This window comes from Streptomyces sp. NPDC001530 (assembly GCF_042894545.1).
GTDB lineage: Bacteria > Actinomycetota > Actinomycetes > Streptomycetales > Streptomycetaceae > Streptomyces.
Genome location: NZ_JBIAVS010000005.1, coordinates 132,643 through 147,716, shown reverse-complemented (window position 1 = coordinate 147,716; position 15,074 = coordinate 132,643). Strand labels below are relative to the sequence as shown.

The window sequence follows — 15,074 nt, the reverse complement described above, 5'->3', positions numbered from 1 at the left end:
CCCACGAACGCCAAGCCGCGGACCGGCCCCATCACAGACCGGAGCACCACAGCCATCATGGCAGACACCATCACCCCCGCCCTGGCCTCGACCGCGACCGACCCCGCCGACGCCCTCGACGAGGCGCGCGCCGCAATCGCTGCCGCCCTCGCGCAGGCCGCCAGCGGGCCGACCCGCAACCCGATGCCGCGAGTCCGCGTCGCCCGCGCCGTCGACGACCTGGCCGACGCCCTCGTACACGGCGAGACCTTCCACGATGGGATCCACCCGCACAGCGAAGCCCGGTTGCGCCTGTTCATCGTCACCGCCGAGGAGTTCATTCGCGACCGTGCCGCCGAGGCCGAGCAGACCGGCCACGACCCGCGCGACGCACGCCGTATGGCCGCCGTCACCCTGCATGCGATCACCCGCGCGCTCGGGGGCGATGCCCGATGAAGGCCGCCCCGTCCGCCGCCATGCCCGGCCGAGTGTCCCCTGTACTCGTCGCCACCAAGGGCCGAACCGAGTACGCCGTCCGCTGCCCCTCTTGCGGCAACTGGCACCGCCACGCGTCGATGGGCGAGAAGAAGGCGCCATGCGGCACCGCGTACAACGTCGCACCGCGCCGCAGGCGGCGCCCATGACTGCCGTCCACCAGAACCCCGCCGAGACCGACGCCGTCGCCCTGTGGGCGTCCGCCCAGGTGACCGCCCTCGGCGTCGACACCTGGCCGCCCTACGGCTCGCCCGCGTGGCGCACGCTGCTCGTCGACGACCCCAGGAAAGCCGCCGCGATCTTCGAGGCCGCCGAGCAGTGGCGCCGCCACCGCGCCGAGGTCGACGAACTTGACCGGCTACTCGCCGACGACCCCGAGGAATGGTGGCGCCGCGTGATCGCCGACGCGAACGCCGAGGCCCGTCGGATCGCCCCGGCCCTTGCCAGGCGGATCTCCGCCACCGAGATCCGCGCCCGCGCTGGCCACCGCCCGCCACGCCCTGTCACCGCCACCCCAGGTTGGCCGCCCGTCACCATTCCCGGCCGACCCGGCTGGTATCGCCACCACATCGATGGCCGCCAAGCCGACCTCCCCACCAACCAGCGTCAGGAGCACGCCGCCTGATGACCGCCGCATACGGCGACTCCGTGCCACCGGCCAGGCCCGAGCCTGAGCCGGTGGTTCGGCTGTTCCCCCACCTCACCCCCGACTATGAGCCGCCGCTCAACGAGACGCCGGCCGCTTCGCTGCACCTTCCCGCACCCACCAACCCCATGGCCGTTGCTCGCGCCCTGCTCCCCGACTGGCAGGCCCACGGCACGTTCACGCTGCGCCACTGGCGCGGTACATGGATGCGGTGGTGCGGCCCGCACTGGGACGAAGACGACGCCGCAGCGATGCGCGCCGAGCTGTACCCCCGCGTCGAGTACGCCACCTACACCGCCACTGACCGCAACGGGCAGGAAAAGACCCTCGATTGGGCGCCGACCTCCGCAAAGGTCGCGAATCTCATGGAGGCCATGGCCGCGATCGTGCACCTGCCGGCCGACACCGAGCCCCCGACGTGGCTTGCAGCCCCCGACCGCGAGGGCGACCGGCGGACCATCGTCGCGTGCCAAAACGGCCTCCTCGACGTGGCCACACGCGCCCTGCACCCGCTCACGCCGATGTTCTTCAACCGCGTGTCAGTGCCGTTCAACTACGACCCACAGGCGCCCGCCCCGGCCCGCTGGCTCGCCTTCCTGAACTCCATTTGGCCCGACGACCCCGAGGCGATCCAGGCCCTACAGGAATGGTTCGGCTACGTCCTGTCCGGCCGCACCGACCTGCAAAAGATGCTGCTCATCGTCGGCCCGATGCGGTCCGGGAAGGGCACGATCGCCCGCACCCTGACCGCGTTGGTCGGCAAGCGGAACATGACCGGTCCCACCATGTCGAGCCTGACGACGAACTTCGGCCTTGCCGACCTCGTGGGAAAGTCCCTGGCCATCGTTGCGGACGCCCGCCTGCCCCGGCAAGGCGCCGAGACCATCGTCGAGCGCCTGCTCACGATCTCCGGCGAGGACGCGGTCACTGTGGACCGGAAGCACAAGGAACCATGGTCCGGGCGCCTCCCGGCGCGGTTCATGCTGCTGTCGAACGAACTGCCTGCGTTCCGCGACTCGTCCGGCGCCATCGCGTCCCGGCTGCTCATCCTCACCATGGCAATCAGCAACCTCGGCCGCGAAGACACCACCCTCGAACGGGACTTGGCCCGCGAGATGCCCGGCATCCTGAACTGGGCCCTCGACGGCCTCGACCGACTCACCACCCGCGGACGCCTCGTCGAGCCCACATCGTCCGCCGAAGCCGTCGCCCTCCTCGCCGCCAGCACGAGCCCGATCCGCGCGTTCCTCGACGACTGGTGCCACGTCGACCCCGAAGCCTACGTACCGAAAGACGACCTGTACGAGGCGTGGCGCGACTGGTGCCGCAGCGAGGGACGCGACTACAGCGGCACGAAGGCCACGTTCAGCCGCGACCTGTTCGCCGCTGGCGTCGGCATCAAGGAGTCCAAGCGCCGTATCGGTGGCGTACGGACACCGACCTACTTCGGCGTACGCCTCGACCGGCCCGCCACCGGTCCGAGGTGGTCCGGGTAGTGGTCCGGGATCGGTCCAGGTGATTGGCCTGCAAACCCGCAGGTCACACCCCCCGGTCCGGGTGGTCTGGGCAATTCCAAAAAGTTTCCCGCACACGCAGGCACGCACCCGCAAGCACCACTCAGAAATAGTTCCGCGACTTCGCCCGGACCACCCGGACCACCCCCGCATGACCAGCGGAAACACGGGCCGAACGCCCCCGGACCGATCCGGACCAACACCCGGACCACGCCCCGCCCCCCACCAAACGCCCCAGCACAACCCACCGCCCCTGTCGCCGCGCGGCACGCCCTGTCTCGCGCGCGCACCTGAGAGGCAGCGACCGCGTCCGCGACCGGTCGCGAGCCCCCTCGCGCGTAGCCGCGCGGACATGTACGAGAGGACCAACCCCATGCACAGCAGCCCCACCACGCCTGACGAGCAGCCGAGCGGCTACCCCGGCCGCAACCAGCTCGACGACGCCAACCGCCAGTTCCGCCGCGCCCTAGCACGCCTCGCCAAGGAAGGCCGGCGCCACGATCCCGCCCTACTCGCCGAGGTGCAGCGCATCGCCCTCGCCGCCGCGGACACGCTCAACCGGCTCGCCAAGGACACGACCGAAGCCGAGGGCAACTCCACCCGCCACCGCACCGCCCTGGCCCGGGAACAGCAGAACCTCGACCGACTCATGCGCAAGGCTGCCCGCCGCGGGTCAGGTGGCGCCCGTGGCTAGCCATGCCGAGCAGGCGATAGCGGCCCGCATCGCCGCCGTACGCGTACGCCGCGCCCAACAGCAGTCCGACCGTGCGGAGTTCGCCGAGCGCCGTCGCCTCGGCCTAACGGCACGGCACGCCGTCAAGCTGCGCAACCTCGCCGCTCGCAGCCGCGTTGAGCCGTCCCCCGACGCTGCCGACGAACGGCCGCGCCACTCGCCAGAACGGACAACGACCATGGCTGAGCCGCTTCCCTCACGCGCCGAGTGCATCGCCGCAGCCCGCGCCGTCCTCGACCGCGCCCTACACCGCCTCGCCAGCGACCGCGCCGCCGGCCGCCTCGCCCCCGAGGTCGAAGCGATCTTGCAGCGCCTCGAACGCGAGCAGCACGAGCAGGAAGCCGCCCGCGAAGAGGCCATGTACCGCGCCGCTCGCGTTTGGCGCGCCGGATGCGACGCGATGGACCGCATGAGCGTCGCTGACGCCGCCCGCGCCTGCTACACGCCCGGGGGCCCGTCCCTCGCCGAGCTGGAGCAGCGCATCGCCGCGGACCGTGCCGCCCGCACCACCGTCGACAGACACCAGGACGCCTCCGGTGCTGCCGATGAGTAGCCCCGGCCGTGACCACGGCGTGAGCACCCCTACCCCGAGCAGGGGCAATGCCGACAGCAGCGGATACCAAATCCGTAGGAACCGGCCCGACGAACCGCCCCTCGACCTCGTCCGGCCCGACGGATCGGTCGTCATTCCGTCGGCCGTCGCCGGGGACGTACTGCGCGCCCTCGTCCGCGACCTGACGGCCCGTGTGCGCGCCGACGGCGGAGAGATCGGCCCCGGCGTCCGCCAACTCCTGTACGCGCTCCACACGGCCGCACAGCGCATCGATATCGAACACAGTTCCGATAACGGCACCGCGCCGCCCCCGACCGGCAACGTGTCTACGGGAACGGAAGTGTCGGTGCCGGAAGCCGCCGCACTACTCGGTTGCACACCCGAGTACGTGCGGCGCCTCGCCCGCACCGGCGCTATCACTGCCCGCCGGATCGGCGCCCGCACATGGGCGATCGACCGGGCCGCCCTCGACAACTACCGCCACGGGAGAACCGCAGCATGATCGCGCTACTTGCAGCCATCAGCCGCCGATACGAGCAGGCGCAACCGCCCCCGCAGGACGACGCCCTACGGGCCGCCGTCGCCCACGACCTAGCCATCCAGCGGCCCGCGCCGGCCGCCCAGCCCGAGGAGCCGCAGCAGTGAAGACCCCCACCCCCGAGCAGGCCCGCGATGCTCTCGCCGCCGCCGAGGCCGAGAAGACTGAGGCCGAGGAACTCGCCGCCGCCCTCGCCGACAAGGTCCGCGCCGGCGACGACACCGTGACGCCGAAGGACCTCACCGCCGCCCGCGAGCTCGCCGATTTCGCCGACCTCCGCATCACCGCCGCACGCCGCAAGATGGCCGCCGCCGAGGACGCCGACAGGCACGCCCGCGCCGAGCAGGTCGCCGCCGAAGTAGGCGCCCTGGTCGAGCAGGAGGACTCCGCCGAGCTCGCCGCGAAAATGCGGGCCGCCGTCGACGCACTCGCCGACCTGTACGCGGCGACCGCCGCCCGCCGCGAGCGCATCCTGGGCATGACCGAGCGTGTGAAGCGGATCGGAGCCGAGCTGGAGCTCGCCGGGGTCGCGCCCGCGCACGAGGTCGGCAAGCGGTACGGGGTGGCCGCCGATCACGACACCGTGTGGCGTTACCAGCCGCAGCCCGTCGCGTGTGTGGGCATCACGCCGGCTCTCGCCGTCGCCGCCGCGATCGGACTGGCCGTGCCGAACGCCGTCGACCAGGCCGCCGTGTCCGAGAAGGTCGAGTACCTGTCGAGCAAGGCCGAGGATGTGCTGAGGCAGGTTCCCGCGGTGCGGGCCGAGTTCGCCCTCGCCGCCCGCCCGGCCACACCCTCCGGCGGGGAGTGATGCCCCGATGGCGCTCACCGTAGGCGAACTTGCCGCCACGATCACCGTGGACGACACCGAGGCCGAGCAGGGCCTGAACGGCTTCCAGTCCCGTTTGCGGTCCGCACTGTCCCGCATCACCCAGCGCGCCCGCGAGGGCGGGCAGGACGCCGGCGACGCCCTCGGCGAGGGCCTCGACGAGGGCGCCAGCGACGGCGCCGACACGGCCGGCGAGTCCATCACCGGCAAGCTCAAGGGCCTCGCCCTCGGCGCAGTTGGCGGAGCGCTCGGCGCCGCCCTCATGGGCGGCATTGCCTCGGCGATGGAACAGGAGAAGATCAGCGCCAAACTTGGCGCACAACTCGGCGCCACCGGGCCCGAGGCGGAGCGGCTCGGGCACATCGCAGGCGAGCTGTACGCGAACGCGATCACGGAGGATTTCCAGGGCGCCGCGGACGCGATCAAAGCAACGATGAACGCGGGGCTGTTGCGGCCCGACGCAACGAACGCCCAGATCGAGAGCATCTCTACGAAGGTCTCGGACCTGTCCCAGAAGCTTGAGATTGATATGGGCGACGCCGCCAACGCGGCCGGCGCCATGGTCCGCAACGGTCTGGCGAAAAACGCCACCGAAGCACTCGACATGATCGTCCATGCGTCCGACCGGGGCGCCAACCGGTTTGGTGACCTGACCGAGACGATCACCCAGTCCGCGAACAACCTCAGCCACTTTGGCCTCACGGGTGAGCAGGCGCTCGGCACGGTCCTGCAAGGCCTCGACGCGGGCGCCCCGTCCGCGGAGACCCTCACGGGTGCGCTGGAAGAGATGGCCGCGAACGCGTCATCTTCCGCGGACGTGTTCACCAGTCTGGGGCTGAACGGTAAGGCCATGGCGAAATCGTTCGCCGAGGGTGGCCCGGCCGCCGGTAAGGCTCTTGACGACCTCATGGACAAGTTGCGGCAGACGAAGGACCCGGCGAAGCGTTCCGCCGCCATGGTGTCCCTGTTCGGTGAGGAAGCCCTCACGATGCAGGACGCACTTTTGGCGGTGGACCCGTCGCAAGCAACCTCGCGGCTAGGGGATTTCAGCGGAGCAGCGGACAAGGCAGGCGACACCCTGCGCGACAACGCCTCCACACAGGTGGAGCAGTTTAAGCGCAAGCTGCAACAGAGCCTTGTCGACTTCCTCGGCCGCAACGTCATTCCGAAAATGACCGAGTTCTTTAACTTCGTACAGGAACACTCTGGCGTGTTCAAGGCCGCCGCATTGGGTGTGACTGCATTGGGCACGGCGTTCTTCCTCGCCTCTCTCGGCGTCTGGGCGATGAACTCGGCGATGTTGGCCAACCCAATGTTTTGGATCATCGGCGGCATTGCGGTCGCGCTCGCCGGACTGGTCATTCTCGTCATGACCTACTGGGACCAGATCAAGGCCGCGACGCTTGTTGCGTGGGACTGGGTGCTGCAACAGATCACCTCGGCCAAGGATGGGATCCTGCTCGCGGTCGGCTTTCTCGCCGCGATACCGGGGTGGGTGGCCGACTGGTTCGGCGACATGAAGAACCTTGCCATACGTAAGAGCCTCGAACTGGTCACGTGGCTGGCGAGCTTGCCCGGTCAAATCGGTTCGGCAATCGGCGCCATGGGTAGCACGCTGCGCAGTGCTGCAACGCGCGGATGGCAGTCCTTCCGTGACGCGTCCGTGCAGAAGGTCACCAGTTTCATTACGTGGGTGCGCGGCCTTCCGGGGCAGATATCCCGCGCTATCGGCTCCCTGTCGGGGCTGCTGATCGGTAAGGGTCAGGACGTCGTACGCGGCCTGTGGAACGGCATCAAAAGCATGGGCGGCTGGCTTAAGGACACGCTGATCGGCTGGGCTAAGGCCATCATCCCGGGGCCGATTGCAAAGGCGCTCGGCATCAATTCGCCGTCGCGCGTGCTGGCCGACGAGGTTGGCCGGTGGATCCCGGCCGGCGTCGCCATGGGTGCAGAGGAAAACTCCGGCGTCATCGACAAGACCATGCGGAACCTTGTCTCGGTCCCGACGGCTGGGCAGGCCACCGCGGCGCATGTGGCCGCTCAGACCGGCGGCGCGGTGTCCGGGGGAGCCGGAGGATCCGGACCGCTGACGATCGAGCTCACCTCCCGCGACAACGGCGGCGCCGCTGACTTGGTCCTCGCCCTGATGCGCGGCGCGGTCGGCTCGCGCGGTGGGAACGTGCAGTTCGCCGTCACGGGGAGGTCGTGACTGTGGCTGACGGCCAGACCACGCACGCGGCCCTCGGCTGGAGAGTCGAGGGCGGCATAGGGGAATGGGTGCTCCACCTTGCCCGGCCGGACTTGTCAGGCCTGTCGCTGCTGTCCGTGGCGTGGCCGGACCAGTCGGGGCCGCCGTCCCTCATGCAGCGATACGACGCCCTCGCCTCACTCGGCTACGCGGTCGTACGCGGCGGGCCGGAGGCGTGGACGTGGACCGAGGGCGTCGACGAGCAAGGCAACGTGATGTTGGCCGCGTACACGGAGGTACGTCCGTTGGGTGTGGAGGAACTACCCGCAGACGGCGCAGAGCCTGCACGCGGTTGACCAAGCGCCCGGCACCCTCACCGCGAGGACGCCGGGCGCTGTCGTGCGTCAGGACTCAACGCAGGGCGTCGATGGCCTTCACGATCAGGGCGCGCGCCTCCGCGCCGTACACGGCCATGCTCCGCAGCTGCTCGAACGCCTTCACGTACAGAGCGATCTCCGACGGCTGCGTGACGTTCACCTCGGCCGAGAGCAACTCGACTGACACCAGGGTGTCGTCATGCACGTCGAACGTCTCCTGCGGCCACAGATCACGTTCCCGCGTCCCGGCCGGGATGATGCCGAAGGACACCTGCGGCAGCGCCCCGGCGGTCAGCAGATAGCCCAGCTGCGCGGCCATCGCGTCCTCGTCGCCCAGCTGGTAGTAGAGCACCGCCTCCTCGATGAGGAACACGAAGCGATGGCCCGGCTCATGGATGACCTGGGAGCGTTGCACGCGCGCCGCCGCGGCAATGGCGGCGTCGTCGGGGACACCGAGGAAGCGGGCGTTCATGCTCAGCAGGGCCTTCGCGTAGCCCTCCGTCTGCAGCAGTCCAGGGATCAAGACCGGGGAGTAGACGCGGAGCAGCTCCGTCGATCGGTACAGCTCGACGTAGCTGTCCTGCAGCTTGGCCAGGCCCGTGCGCACGCGCTGCCGCCACTCGCGGTACAGGGACTCCGCATGCTGCGATGCCGCGATCAGGTCCGCCACCTGGTCGGCGGCGTCGGTCGCGCGGCACCACAGGCGGATGTCCGTCGGCGAGGGCGGCGTGCGGGCGTTCTCGATGCGGCTGGTCTTGGCGTGATGCCAGCCGCACTCGGAGGCCAACTCAGTGACTGTCAGACCGGCATTTCGTCTCAGGTCGCGGAGCTGCCGCGCCACGTTCTCGCGGGCGGCCTGGGCCGAGGAAGACGGGGAGATGGACATGAGCTGGCCGTAGTGCTCTCTCTGTCAGCGGATCTCGTAGTGGTCGTGCGGGATGGCGCGGTCCCAGATCGCCTCGAACGCGTCCGCGCACTGCTTGACGATGCCCGGCTCGGTCCGCAACTCCATGTCCGGGGATGCCCAGTTGCCGTCCCCGGTGAAGTGGTTGAACAACACCTGCGCCCCGTCGAAGATCCACAGGTCGGCGCCCGGCAGCATCAGGTCGACCGCGCGCGACCGGGGCAGCCACCGCACTTGCTCGCCGGCGGCGACGTTGACGACGGTCCCGGCGTGCTCGTAGCGGATGTAGTCGGTGACCGGCTCGGACACGATGCGGGCCCGGCGGACGACGACGCCGCGGGCGACCGCCCGGGAGATCATGTCGGTCCAGGGCGCCCAGTACTCAGAGGCGGGGTCGGTGTCCCGATGGCCGGTCTGCGCCCAGGTGTTGAAGTCCTCGGCCTCGTCTCCGACGGCGTACTGGTCGCGCATCTCGAGGTGCACGGCGGAGCGCTGCGCAGCCTCGAACAGCCCGTCAAAGCTGGGCACGTTCTGCGGCATCGCAGGCCTCCCTCAGGATCGGGACCAGGCGGGCCGGGATACGGATCACGGTCTCGTGGTCGGGGATGCTCTTGGCGTGCCCGGGTGCGGTGCGGTCCACGCACTGCGCTTGGGTTGCCTCGTCGGCCGTGTAGCTCTGGATCACGATGTCCGCGGTCTCCTGGTCCACCCATGCTGTGGGCGATCCGTTCTTGCCGGTGTCGGGGTCGATGCCGATGAACTGTAGGTCCATGACTGCCTCCAGCGTCGTGGTCGTGCGCGGATGTGCACCAACCTGATGCCGGGAACGCCACGCCGTCAAGGGTGCGAATCGGTCGGTCGGCTCCTTAGATGTGTGTGCGCACATCCATGCACATTGCTGGCCGTGCTGCACATCACGCTCCTAGCGTCGTGACCAGCGGTAGCCCTACCCCTCTGCTCGCGCACACGCCGCGCCCTGGTGCCCGGGCAGCCCTCGCCGGCGGAGGCATGCGGATGACGACCCAGGAACTGCCCATCACCCTCGGACTGCCTCTCGACCCGCCGCCCCCGGCGCATGGCTGTGGCGTCTGCGGTGCCCTCGCCCGGCAGCGGGCCGAGTACGCGGCCGCCGGTAACCCGTCCCGGGCGACGGACTGCAGCGTCGAGATCCGCAACCACCCGCACGACGGCAGCGCGTCATGAGCGGCACGCGTTGGGAGTGGCGCGACTCCGGCAGCGCGTCCGGTCACATGCAGCGGGTCGCCGACAGCGGCACGTACAGCCGCATGCAGACCGCATACCGGGCTTACATCAACCACGCCACCGGGTGCGACGGCTGCGGGTACGGAGAGCGGCGATGCTCGACGGCGGACCAGCTGTGGAGGGCGTACCGCGCCGCGCGCACCTAGCCCCCGCCCGTCCCCGTACCCCGTGAGCTCCGGGGGATAGGCGGGACCAGGCCCCGGCCGGACCGGAATCCCGGCCGGGGCCGCTCTCGCGTGCTACGCGTCGCCGTTGTCGGGCAGGGGTGGCGCGGTGCGCGCGTAACCCTTGATCCATGCGGTGCGCAGTATGCCGCGGTAGGGGCAAACGGTCGGAGGGTCGCCTCGGCGCCCGGCCTCAGTGCCATCGATCACTGCTCGTGCAATGGACTCGCGCGTACCCATCGTCCCCCTGTCTTGACCTGCACGTATGACAGGGCCCACCCGTGTCCGACGGATGAGCCCTGCGGCGTCACACGCCCTGCTCGTCCCCGTCGGCCGCCGGTGCAACCGGGAACAGGTCACGGGTCCGAATGGACAGTGCGGCGGGCCGCTGGCCGCCGTGGATCTGCGCCCGCTGGTCGGCGTACCGGTGTGCCTGCGCGAGCAGCCGCACCGCGTGTCGGACAGCATCCGACGCCGTCACACCCGGCCCCTGCAACAGGGCCAGATCGTTGTCAAAGTCCGGCGTGCGGCGCACGGACAACCGCTGCTGCTTGCTCACTGGCGCTCCTCCGCGTCGAGCGCGTCGAGCAACTGGCTCAGCACCGCCGTCACGGCACCCCACGACGCGTACATCTTCGCGGCGTGCGCCGTGTCCACATCGATGGCGTGCGCCTCGTCGAGGAACCGCCGCGCCACCGTGCGCGCGACATCCACGGGCGGACAGTACGCGGACAGGCGATCGCGCACATGGTCCGCAGCGTGCCCCCACAGCGGCTCGCCGGCGGACTTGGGTGCGTTGGCGCGGTCGATGCACGCGACGCATGCGAAGAGCTGAACGCCGGCGCGGTCGCCAACCGGCCGCATGGCCGCTTCCTCGCTGCCGCAGGCGACGCATGCACGGCCGTCTGCCTGCGCGGCGGTCAGCTGCTCTGGGATCGGTACTGTGATGCTCATGGTCTGACTCCTTGATCGGAAGGGGTTCGGATCAAGGCCCCGGCCGGTGCTGTCATCACCGGTTCGGGGCCGCCGTGTCTCCGGGGGTGGAGACGAGCGGGAGTCGGAGGACCTCGGGGGCCAGAGGGCACAACGAGGGCACAAGGCCGCGGATAACGCCGTGAAACACTGGCAAATACTGTCAGTAGTTTTCGCACGTCAATCGCCCTTTCGGGGATCACGTGCAGGTCAGAGGATCAAGCGGGCGGTACGTGAACTACCGGTAGGACGACCGCCGGCGGTGACGTACGAAGAAGGGTGGGCACCGGAGTGCCCACCCTTCTCGCCTGCTGGCCGCGGCCTCGGGGTACGCGCTCAGCGGCGCGAATCGCCGAACAGGATGCGGTAGATGACCAGCAGGACCAGCGAACCGCCGATCGCCGCGGCCCAGGTGGCTCCGTCGTAGAAGTGCTTGGTGATGGGGTGGTCCAGCCAGCGGGCCGATATCCAGCCGCCTATGAACGCGCCCGCGATGCCGATGAGGGTCGTCCCGAAGAAGCCGCCCGGGTCGCGTCCCGGCAGCAGGAATTTGGCGATGGCGCCGGCCAACAGCCCCAGAATGATCCAGCCGATGATGCCCATGCCCTGAACCTGCCCTTCCGCGCTGTGCCCACGCTGTCCCGGCGCTGTGATCCGGCGCTGTTCTCGGTCCGGCCGGGCTGTGACTCTGCTGGTGCCTGCGTTTGTGTTGCCTGCCGCGGGTTGCGCGCGTGTTGGTGCCGTGTTGATGAACAGGACGTCACCGCGGTGTCTGCCGGTTGCACTGATCAGTAGGGTGCGGCGCATGACACAGTCCGGTTCCGAGTTGCGGCGCACCCTCGGCGTCGGGGACGCCGTGGTCATCGGGCTCGGCTCGATGGTCGGTGCCGGGATCTTCGCGGCGCTGGGCCCTGCGGCGCGGGCGGCCGAATCCGGGCTACTGCTCGGACTCGCGGTCGCCGCCGTGGTCGCCTACTGCAACGCGATGTCCTCGGCGCGGTTGGCTGCGCTGTATCCCGCCTCCGGCGGCACCTATGTGTACGGGCGCGAGCGGCTCGGGGCCTTCTGGGGGTATCTGGCGGGCTGGTCGTTCGTCGTCGGCAAGACGGCCTCCTGTGCGGCGATGGCGCTCACCGTGGGCGCGTACGTCTGGCCGGAACAGGCGCATGCGGTGGCGGTGGCGGCCGTGGTGGCCCTGACCGCGGTGAACTACGGCGGTGTGCAGAAGTCGGCCCGGCTGACGCGGACGATCGTGGCGGTGGTCCTGGCGGTCCTCGCTTCCGTGGTGGTCGTGTGCCTCGGCTCGGACGCCTCCGACGCCGGGCGGCTGGACATCGGAGTCTCCGCCGGCGCGGGCGGGGTGCTGCAGGCGGCCGGGCTGCTGTTCTTCGCGTTCGCCGGGTACGCGCGGATCGCGACGCTCGGTGAGGAGGTACGGGATCCGGCCCGCACCATCCCGCGCGCGATCCCCCTGGCCCTGGGCATCGCGCTCGTGGTGTACGCCGCGGTGTCGGTGGCTGTCCTTTCCGTGCTCGGCTCGGGTGGGCTCGGGCACGCCTCGGCGCCGCTGGCCGACGCGGTGCGGGCGGCCGGTGTGCCGGGGCTCGTGCCGGTGGTGCGGGTGGGTGCCGCCGTGGCCGCGCTCGGCTCACTCCTCGCCCTGATCCTGGGCGTATCGCGGACGACGCTGGCCATGGCCCGTGACCGTCATCTGCCGGGCGCCCTGGCCGCCGTGCATCCGCGCTTCCAGGTGCCGCACCGGGCAGAGCTGGCCGTGGGCGCGGTGGTCGCCGCGCTGGCCGCGACGGTGGATGTGCGGGGCGCGATCGGGTTCTCCTCCTTCGGTGTGCTGGCGTACTACGCGGTGGCCAACGCATCGGCCTGGACGCTGAGTTCGGCGCCGGCATCGCGGGTCGTGCCGGTGGTGGGACTCGTCGGGTGCGTGACGCTGGCGTTCGCGCTGCCGGGGGTATCGGTGGTCGTGGGCGCGGCGGTGCTGGCGGTGGGGGCTGCGGCGTACGGCGTGCGACGGTGGATGACTTCGCGGTAGCCCCGACGGGGTGACGCGCCACCGTCGACGCCGACGGTGGCCGCGCCCTTGCACCGGCCCCGGGGCAGGGCCGTGGGCTACGAGGCCTGCGCCGCCGCCGTGCGTATGCGGAAGTCGGGCCAAGGGTCCATGTCCATGCCGTCGTTGGACTCCTCGTACCAGCCCGTGCCGTCGAGCCAGGCGCGCAGCCAGGTCGCGAGGTCGGGTGCGTCCACGTACCAGGCGTGGTCGGCGTCGTCGGCGTTCGGCTCGAAGAGCAGGACTGTGCCCTCGGGGCTGTGGCAGTCCACGCACGCGTACATTCCGCAGCCCCAGTGGGATATCGGCAGGACGCCCTCGGGCCAGGGCCAGTCGGGGTCCTTGCGGCCGCTCTCGCGGTTGGCGAGGTACTGCGGAACGACCGCCGGCTCACCCGACGGTGGGCCGTCGAGGAGGGGCAACAGGCCGTACTCCGGACCGAATCCGCCGTCCCCTATACGCAGGTAGAGCGCGGCGAGCAGAGGCGGCAGGGCGAAGCCCAGGGCGGCCTCGGCACGGGAGAGCGCGGCCGCGTCCACGGGCTCGGGGAGCGACGGCCAGCCCCACGGGCGGGTGTTGCGGGCCCCCGAGGCGACCCGTGCCAGCAACTGCTCGATTTCGGTCATGGGTTCATGATGCAGCGCGCCACTGACAATCGGGCGGCCTGTGGATAACCCTCAAGCGAGACGGACGTCGACGCGTTTTTCGGCGAAGAACGCGAGCAACTCTTCGAAGGTCAGGGGGCGGTAGCCGGTGTGCGGGGTGACGCCGAGGCAGGTGCGGGCGACGTCCGCGTCGTGCCAGACGAGCGTGAGCGGCGGCTCGGCACCCCAGCGGCCGCGCAGGCAGTCGTTGAGGGCGTCGAGGCCCCAGCCGAAGTACCCCCCGGGACCGTTCACCGCTTCGCCGAGCGCGCAGAAGAAGCCGGGCTCGTCGGTGATGTGGCGGCCGTCGAGGTGGTAGGTGGCGCCGGGGGGATCGTCCGGCTCACCGGGTACACGGTTGACCCGGGCCGTGCTGAGCCAGAAGTCACGGCCTTTGGCACTGCATCGAGCCCAGAGGCTGGGCTCGGACGGGCGGCCCTCCCCCCACAGGTCCCAGACCTCGGAGGCCGCGGTCGGTGGACGCTCCGACCAGGGTTCGAGGGTGAGGTCTATCAGACCGCGACCCCGCGCGGACGGGATCCACGCGGTGAGTTCGCCCTCGACGGCCGACTGGACGGTGCGGCCGTGCCTGTCGAGGCGGAGCACCTTCGCGTGCCCCAAGTCCTCTTCGCCCGCGTTCAGTGCCGACTGGAGGGCTCCGCGAGGTATGCAGCCGAGCAGCCGCAGCGGGGTCTCCATCGGTTCGGGTCGCTGTTCGTGCCGGACGTGCGCCAAGTCCTTGCACGTACCCCATGGTGCTTCCTCGGCGCTGAGCAGCCGGTAGCCCGGGGAGAGCGGCGGGCACTGCGGATAGTCGGACCCGTTGTCCTCGGACTCGGACGCCTCGATGGTGATGTCGCGGAGCGAGAGGTCACGCGCGCACGGGCGGTCGCCGAGGACGCGTACGTCCTCCAAGTGCCACAGCCACACGCCGACGCGTTCGCCCTTCTTGTCGAGGGTTTCCAGGGCGAGGGAGCCAAGTGGCGCCGAACCTTCGGCACGCGCGCGTGCCAGGGCGATACTCAACTCGCCTTCCGGCACGCATCCCAGCAGTTCGTACGTCCCCCGCGCGGGAGGGGGCGGATCGTCGAAGAGACCCTCGGCGTCCGCGCACGTGGCCCATGTCTCCTCGTACCCGTCCGCGCCGTTGAACTCGGCCTCGGCGTCGTACGAAAGCAGCACGTACCTCGGCGGCTCCACCCCTGTG

General features: G+C 70.5%; 22 protein-coding genes. 13 read left to right on the top strand and 9 right to left on the bottom strand.

What is annotated here, in order from left to right; all coding sequences use genetic code 11:
* The first annotated feature begins 57 nt into the window (after nt 1-57).
* The 10 genes from ACFY0T_RS11220 to ACFY0T_RS11175 all read left to right on the top strand — a co-directional run bounded on the left by ACFY0T_RS11220 (nt 58) and on the right by ACFY0T_RS11175 (nt 7,831).
* Nucleotides 58-435, top strand: coding sequence for a hypothetical protein (locus ACFY0T_RS11220; protein WP_388867458.1), 378 nt, complete (start codon nt 58-60; stop codon nt 433-435).
* A gap of 139 nt (nt 436-574) precedes the next feature.
* Entirely contained in the window at nt 575-1,099 is a 525-nt protein-coding gene (locus ACFY0T_RS11215) for a hypothetical protein (RefSeq protein WP_388867456.1), read from the top strand.
* Nucleotides 1,099-2,616, top strand: coding sequence for a phage/plasmid primase, P4 family (locus ACFY0T_RS11210; RefSeq protein WP_388867453.1), 1,518 nt, complete (start codon nt 1,099-1,101; stop codon nt 2,614-2,616). The genes ACFY0T_RS11215 and ACFY0T_RS11210 overlap by 1 nt, the downstream gene beginning before the upstream one ends.
* Before the next feature lie 391 nt (nt 2,617-3,007).
* Nucleotides 3,008-3,328, top strand: a complete 321-nt coding sequence (locus tag ACFY0T_RS11205) for a hypothetical protein (protein ID WP_388867450.1) — start codon at nt 3,008-3,010, stop codon at nt 3,326-3,328.
* A complete protein-coding gene (locus tag ACFY0T_RS11200) occupies nt 3,321-3,920 on the top strand; it encodes a hypothetical protein (protein ID WP_388867447.1) in 600 nt (199 codons plus the stop codon). Before ACFY0T_RS11205 ends, ACFY0T_RS11200 begins: the two co-directional genes overlap by 8 nt.
* A complete protein-coding gene (locus tag ACFY0T_RS11195; protein ID WP_388867444.1) occupies nt 3,913-4,422 on the top strand; it encodes a helix-turn-helix domain-containing protein in 510 nt (169 codons plus the stop codon). Before ACFY0T_RS11200 ends, ACFY0T_RS11195 begins: the two co-directional genes overlap by 8 nt.
* Entirely contained in the window at nt 4,419-4,565 is a 147-nt protein-coding gene (locus ACFY0T_RS11190; protein ID WP_388867442.1) for a hypothetical protein, read from the top strand. The genes ACFY0T_RS11195 and ACFY0T_RS11190 overlap by 4 nt, the downstream gene beginning before the upstream one ends.
* Nucleotides 4,562-5,269 carry a hypothetical protein gene (locus tag ACFY0T_RS11185; RefSeq protein WP_388867439.1) on the top strand — a complete coding sequence of 236 codons (708 nt, stop codon included), beginning with the start codon at nt 4,562-4,564 and terminating at the stop codon, nt 5,267-5,269. Before ACFY0T_RS11190 ends, ACFY0T_RS11185 begins: the two co-directional genes overlap by 4 nt.
* Before the next feature lie 7 nt (nt 5,270-5,276).
* Nucleotides 5,277-7,496 (top strand): phage tail tape measure protein, encoded by a 2,220-nt coding sequence (locus ACFY0T_RS11180; protein WP_388867436.1) that lies wholly within the window; start codon nt 5,277-5,279, stop codon nt 7,494-7,496.
* Nucleotides 7,493-7,831: a DUF6303 family protein gene (locus ACFY0T_RS11175; protein WP_388867433.1), complete on the top strand. Its 339-nt coding sequence runs from the start codon at nt 7,493-7,495 to the stop codon at nt 7,829-7,831. The genes ACFY0T_RS11180 and ACFY0T_RS11175 overlap by 4 nt, the downstream gene beginning before the upstream one ends.
* A gap of 55 nt (nt 7,832-7,886) precedes the next feature.
* On the opposite strand, the gene ACFY0T_RS11170 is transcribed toward ACFY0T_RS11175, so the two are convergent.
* Genes ACFY0T_RS11170 through ACFY0T_RS11160 form a run of 3 tightly spaced genes read right to left on the bottom strand, consistent with a single transcriptional unit; the run spans nt 7,887 to nt 9,528 of the window.
* Nucleotides 7,887-8,738: a helix-turn-helix domain-containing protein gene (locus ACFY0T_RS11170; protein WP_388867430.1), complete on the bottom strand. Its 852-nt coding sequence runs from the start codon at nt 8,736-8,738 to the stop codon at nt 7,887-7,889.
* A gap of 24 nt (nt 8,739-8,762) precedes the next feature.
* Nucleotides 8,763-9,296 carry a DUF6879 family protein gene (locus ACFY0T_RS11165; protein WP_388867427.1) on the bottom strand — a complete coding sequence of 178 codons (534 nt, stop codon included), beginning with the start codon at nt 9,294-9,296 and terminating at the stop codon, nt 8,763-8,765.
* The gene (locus tag ACFY0T_RS11160) at nt 9,271-9,528 is read right to left on the bottom strand and encodes a hypothetical protein (protein WP_388867424.1); all 258 of its coding nucleotides are present in this window, start codon (nt 9,526-9,528) and stop codon (nt 9,271-9,273) included. The genes ACFY0T_RS11165 and ACFY0T_RS11160 overlap by 26 nt, the downstream gene beginning before the upstream one ends.
* Before the next feature lie 242 nt (nt 9,529-9,770).
* Between ACFY0T_RS11160 and ACFY0T_RS11155 the strand changes: the two genes are divergently transcribed.
* Both ACFY0T_RS11155 and ACFY0T_RS11150 read left to right on the top strand, forming a co-directional pair.
* Nucleotides 9,771-9,959, top strand: a complete 189-nt coding sequence (locus ACFY0T_RS11155) for a hypothetical protein (RefSeq protein WP_388867421.1) — start codon at nt 9,771-9,773, stop codon at nt 9,957-9,959.
* Nucleotides 9,956-10,165, top strand: a complete 210-nt coding sequence (locus tag ACFY0T_RS11150; protein ID WP_388867418.1) for a hypothetical protein — start codon at nt 9,956-9,958, stop codon at nt 10,163-10,165. The genes ACFY0T_RS11155 and ACFY0T_RS11150 overlap by 4 nt, the downstream gene beginning before the upstream one ends.
* Before the next feature lie 93 nt (nt 10,166-10,258).
* On the opposite strand, the gene ACFY0T_RS11145 is transcribed toward ACFY0T_RS11150, so the two are convergent.
* The 4 genes from ACFY0T_RS11145 to ACFY0T_RS11130 all read right to left on the bottom strand — a co-directional run bounded on the left by ACFY0T_RS11145 (nt 10,259) and on the right by ACFY0T_RS11130 (nt 11,758).
* The gene (locus ACFY0T_RS11145) at nt 10,259-10,423 is read right to left on the bottom strand and encodes an Rmf/CrpP fold protein (RefSeq protein WP_306511108.1); all 165 of its coding nucleotides are present in this window, start codon (nt 10,421-10,423) and stop codon (nt 10,259-10,261) included.
* A 67-nt stretch (nt 10,424-10,490) separates the two neighbouring features.
* Complete coding sequence (locus tag ACFY0T_RS11140; protein ID WP_388867415.1) at nt 10,491-10,742, bottom strand: hypothetical protein; 252 nt, start codon at nt 10,740-10,742, stop codon at nt 10,491-10,493.
* Complete coding sequence (locus tag ACFY0T_RS11135; RefSeq protein WP_388867412.1) at nt 10,739-11,137, bottom strand: hypothetical protein; 399 nt, start codon at nt 11,135-11,137, stop codon at nt 10,739-10,741. The genes ACFY0T_RS11140 and ACFY0T_RS11135 overlap by 4 nt, the downstream gene beginning before the upstream one ends.
* A 354-nt stretch (nt 11,138-11,491) precedes the next feature.
* The gene (locus ACFY0T_RS11130) at nt 11,492-11,758 is read right to left on the bottom strand and encodes a GlsB/YeaQ/YmgE family stress response membrane protein (RefSeq protein ID WP_388867410.1); all 267 of its coding nucleotides are present in this window, start codon (nt 11,756-11,758) and stop codon (nt 11,492-11,494) included.
* A gap of 202 nt (nt 11,759-11,960) precedes the next feature.
* Between ACFY0T_RS11130 and ACFY0T_RS11125 the strand changes: the two genes are divergently transcribed.
* Nucleotides 11,961-13,205: an APC family permease gene (locus tag ACFY0T_RS11125; protein WP_388867407.1), complete on the top strand. Its 1,245-nt coding sequence runs from the start codon at nt 11,961-11,963 to the stop codon at nt 13,203-13,205.
* A gap of 77 nt (nt 13,206-13,282) precedes the next feature.
* On the opposite strand, the gene ACFY0T_RS11120 is transcribed toward ACFY0T_RS11125, so the two are convergent.
* Nucleotides 13,283-13,849, bottom strand: a complete 567-nt coding sequence (locus ACFY0T_RS11120) for an SMI1/KNR4 family protein (protein WP_388867404.1) — start codon at nt 13,847-13,849, stop codon at nt 13,283-13,285.
* A 51-nt stretch (nt 13,850-13,900) separates the two neighbouring features.
* A complete protein-coding gene (locus tag ACFY0T_RS11115; protein WP_388867401.1) occupies nt 13,901-15,049 on the bottom strand; it encodes a barstar family protein in 1,149 nt (382 codons plus the stop codon).
* Between the last annotated feature and the right edge of the window lie 25 nt (nt 15,050-15,074).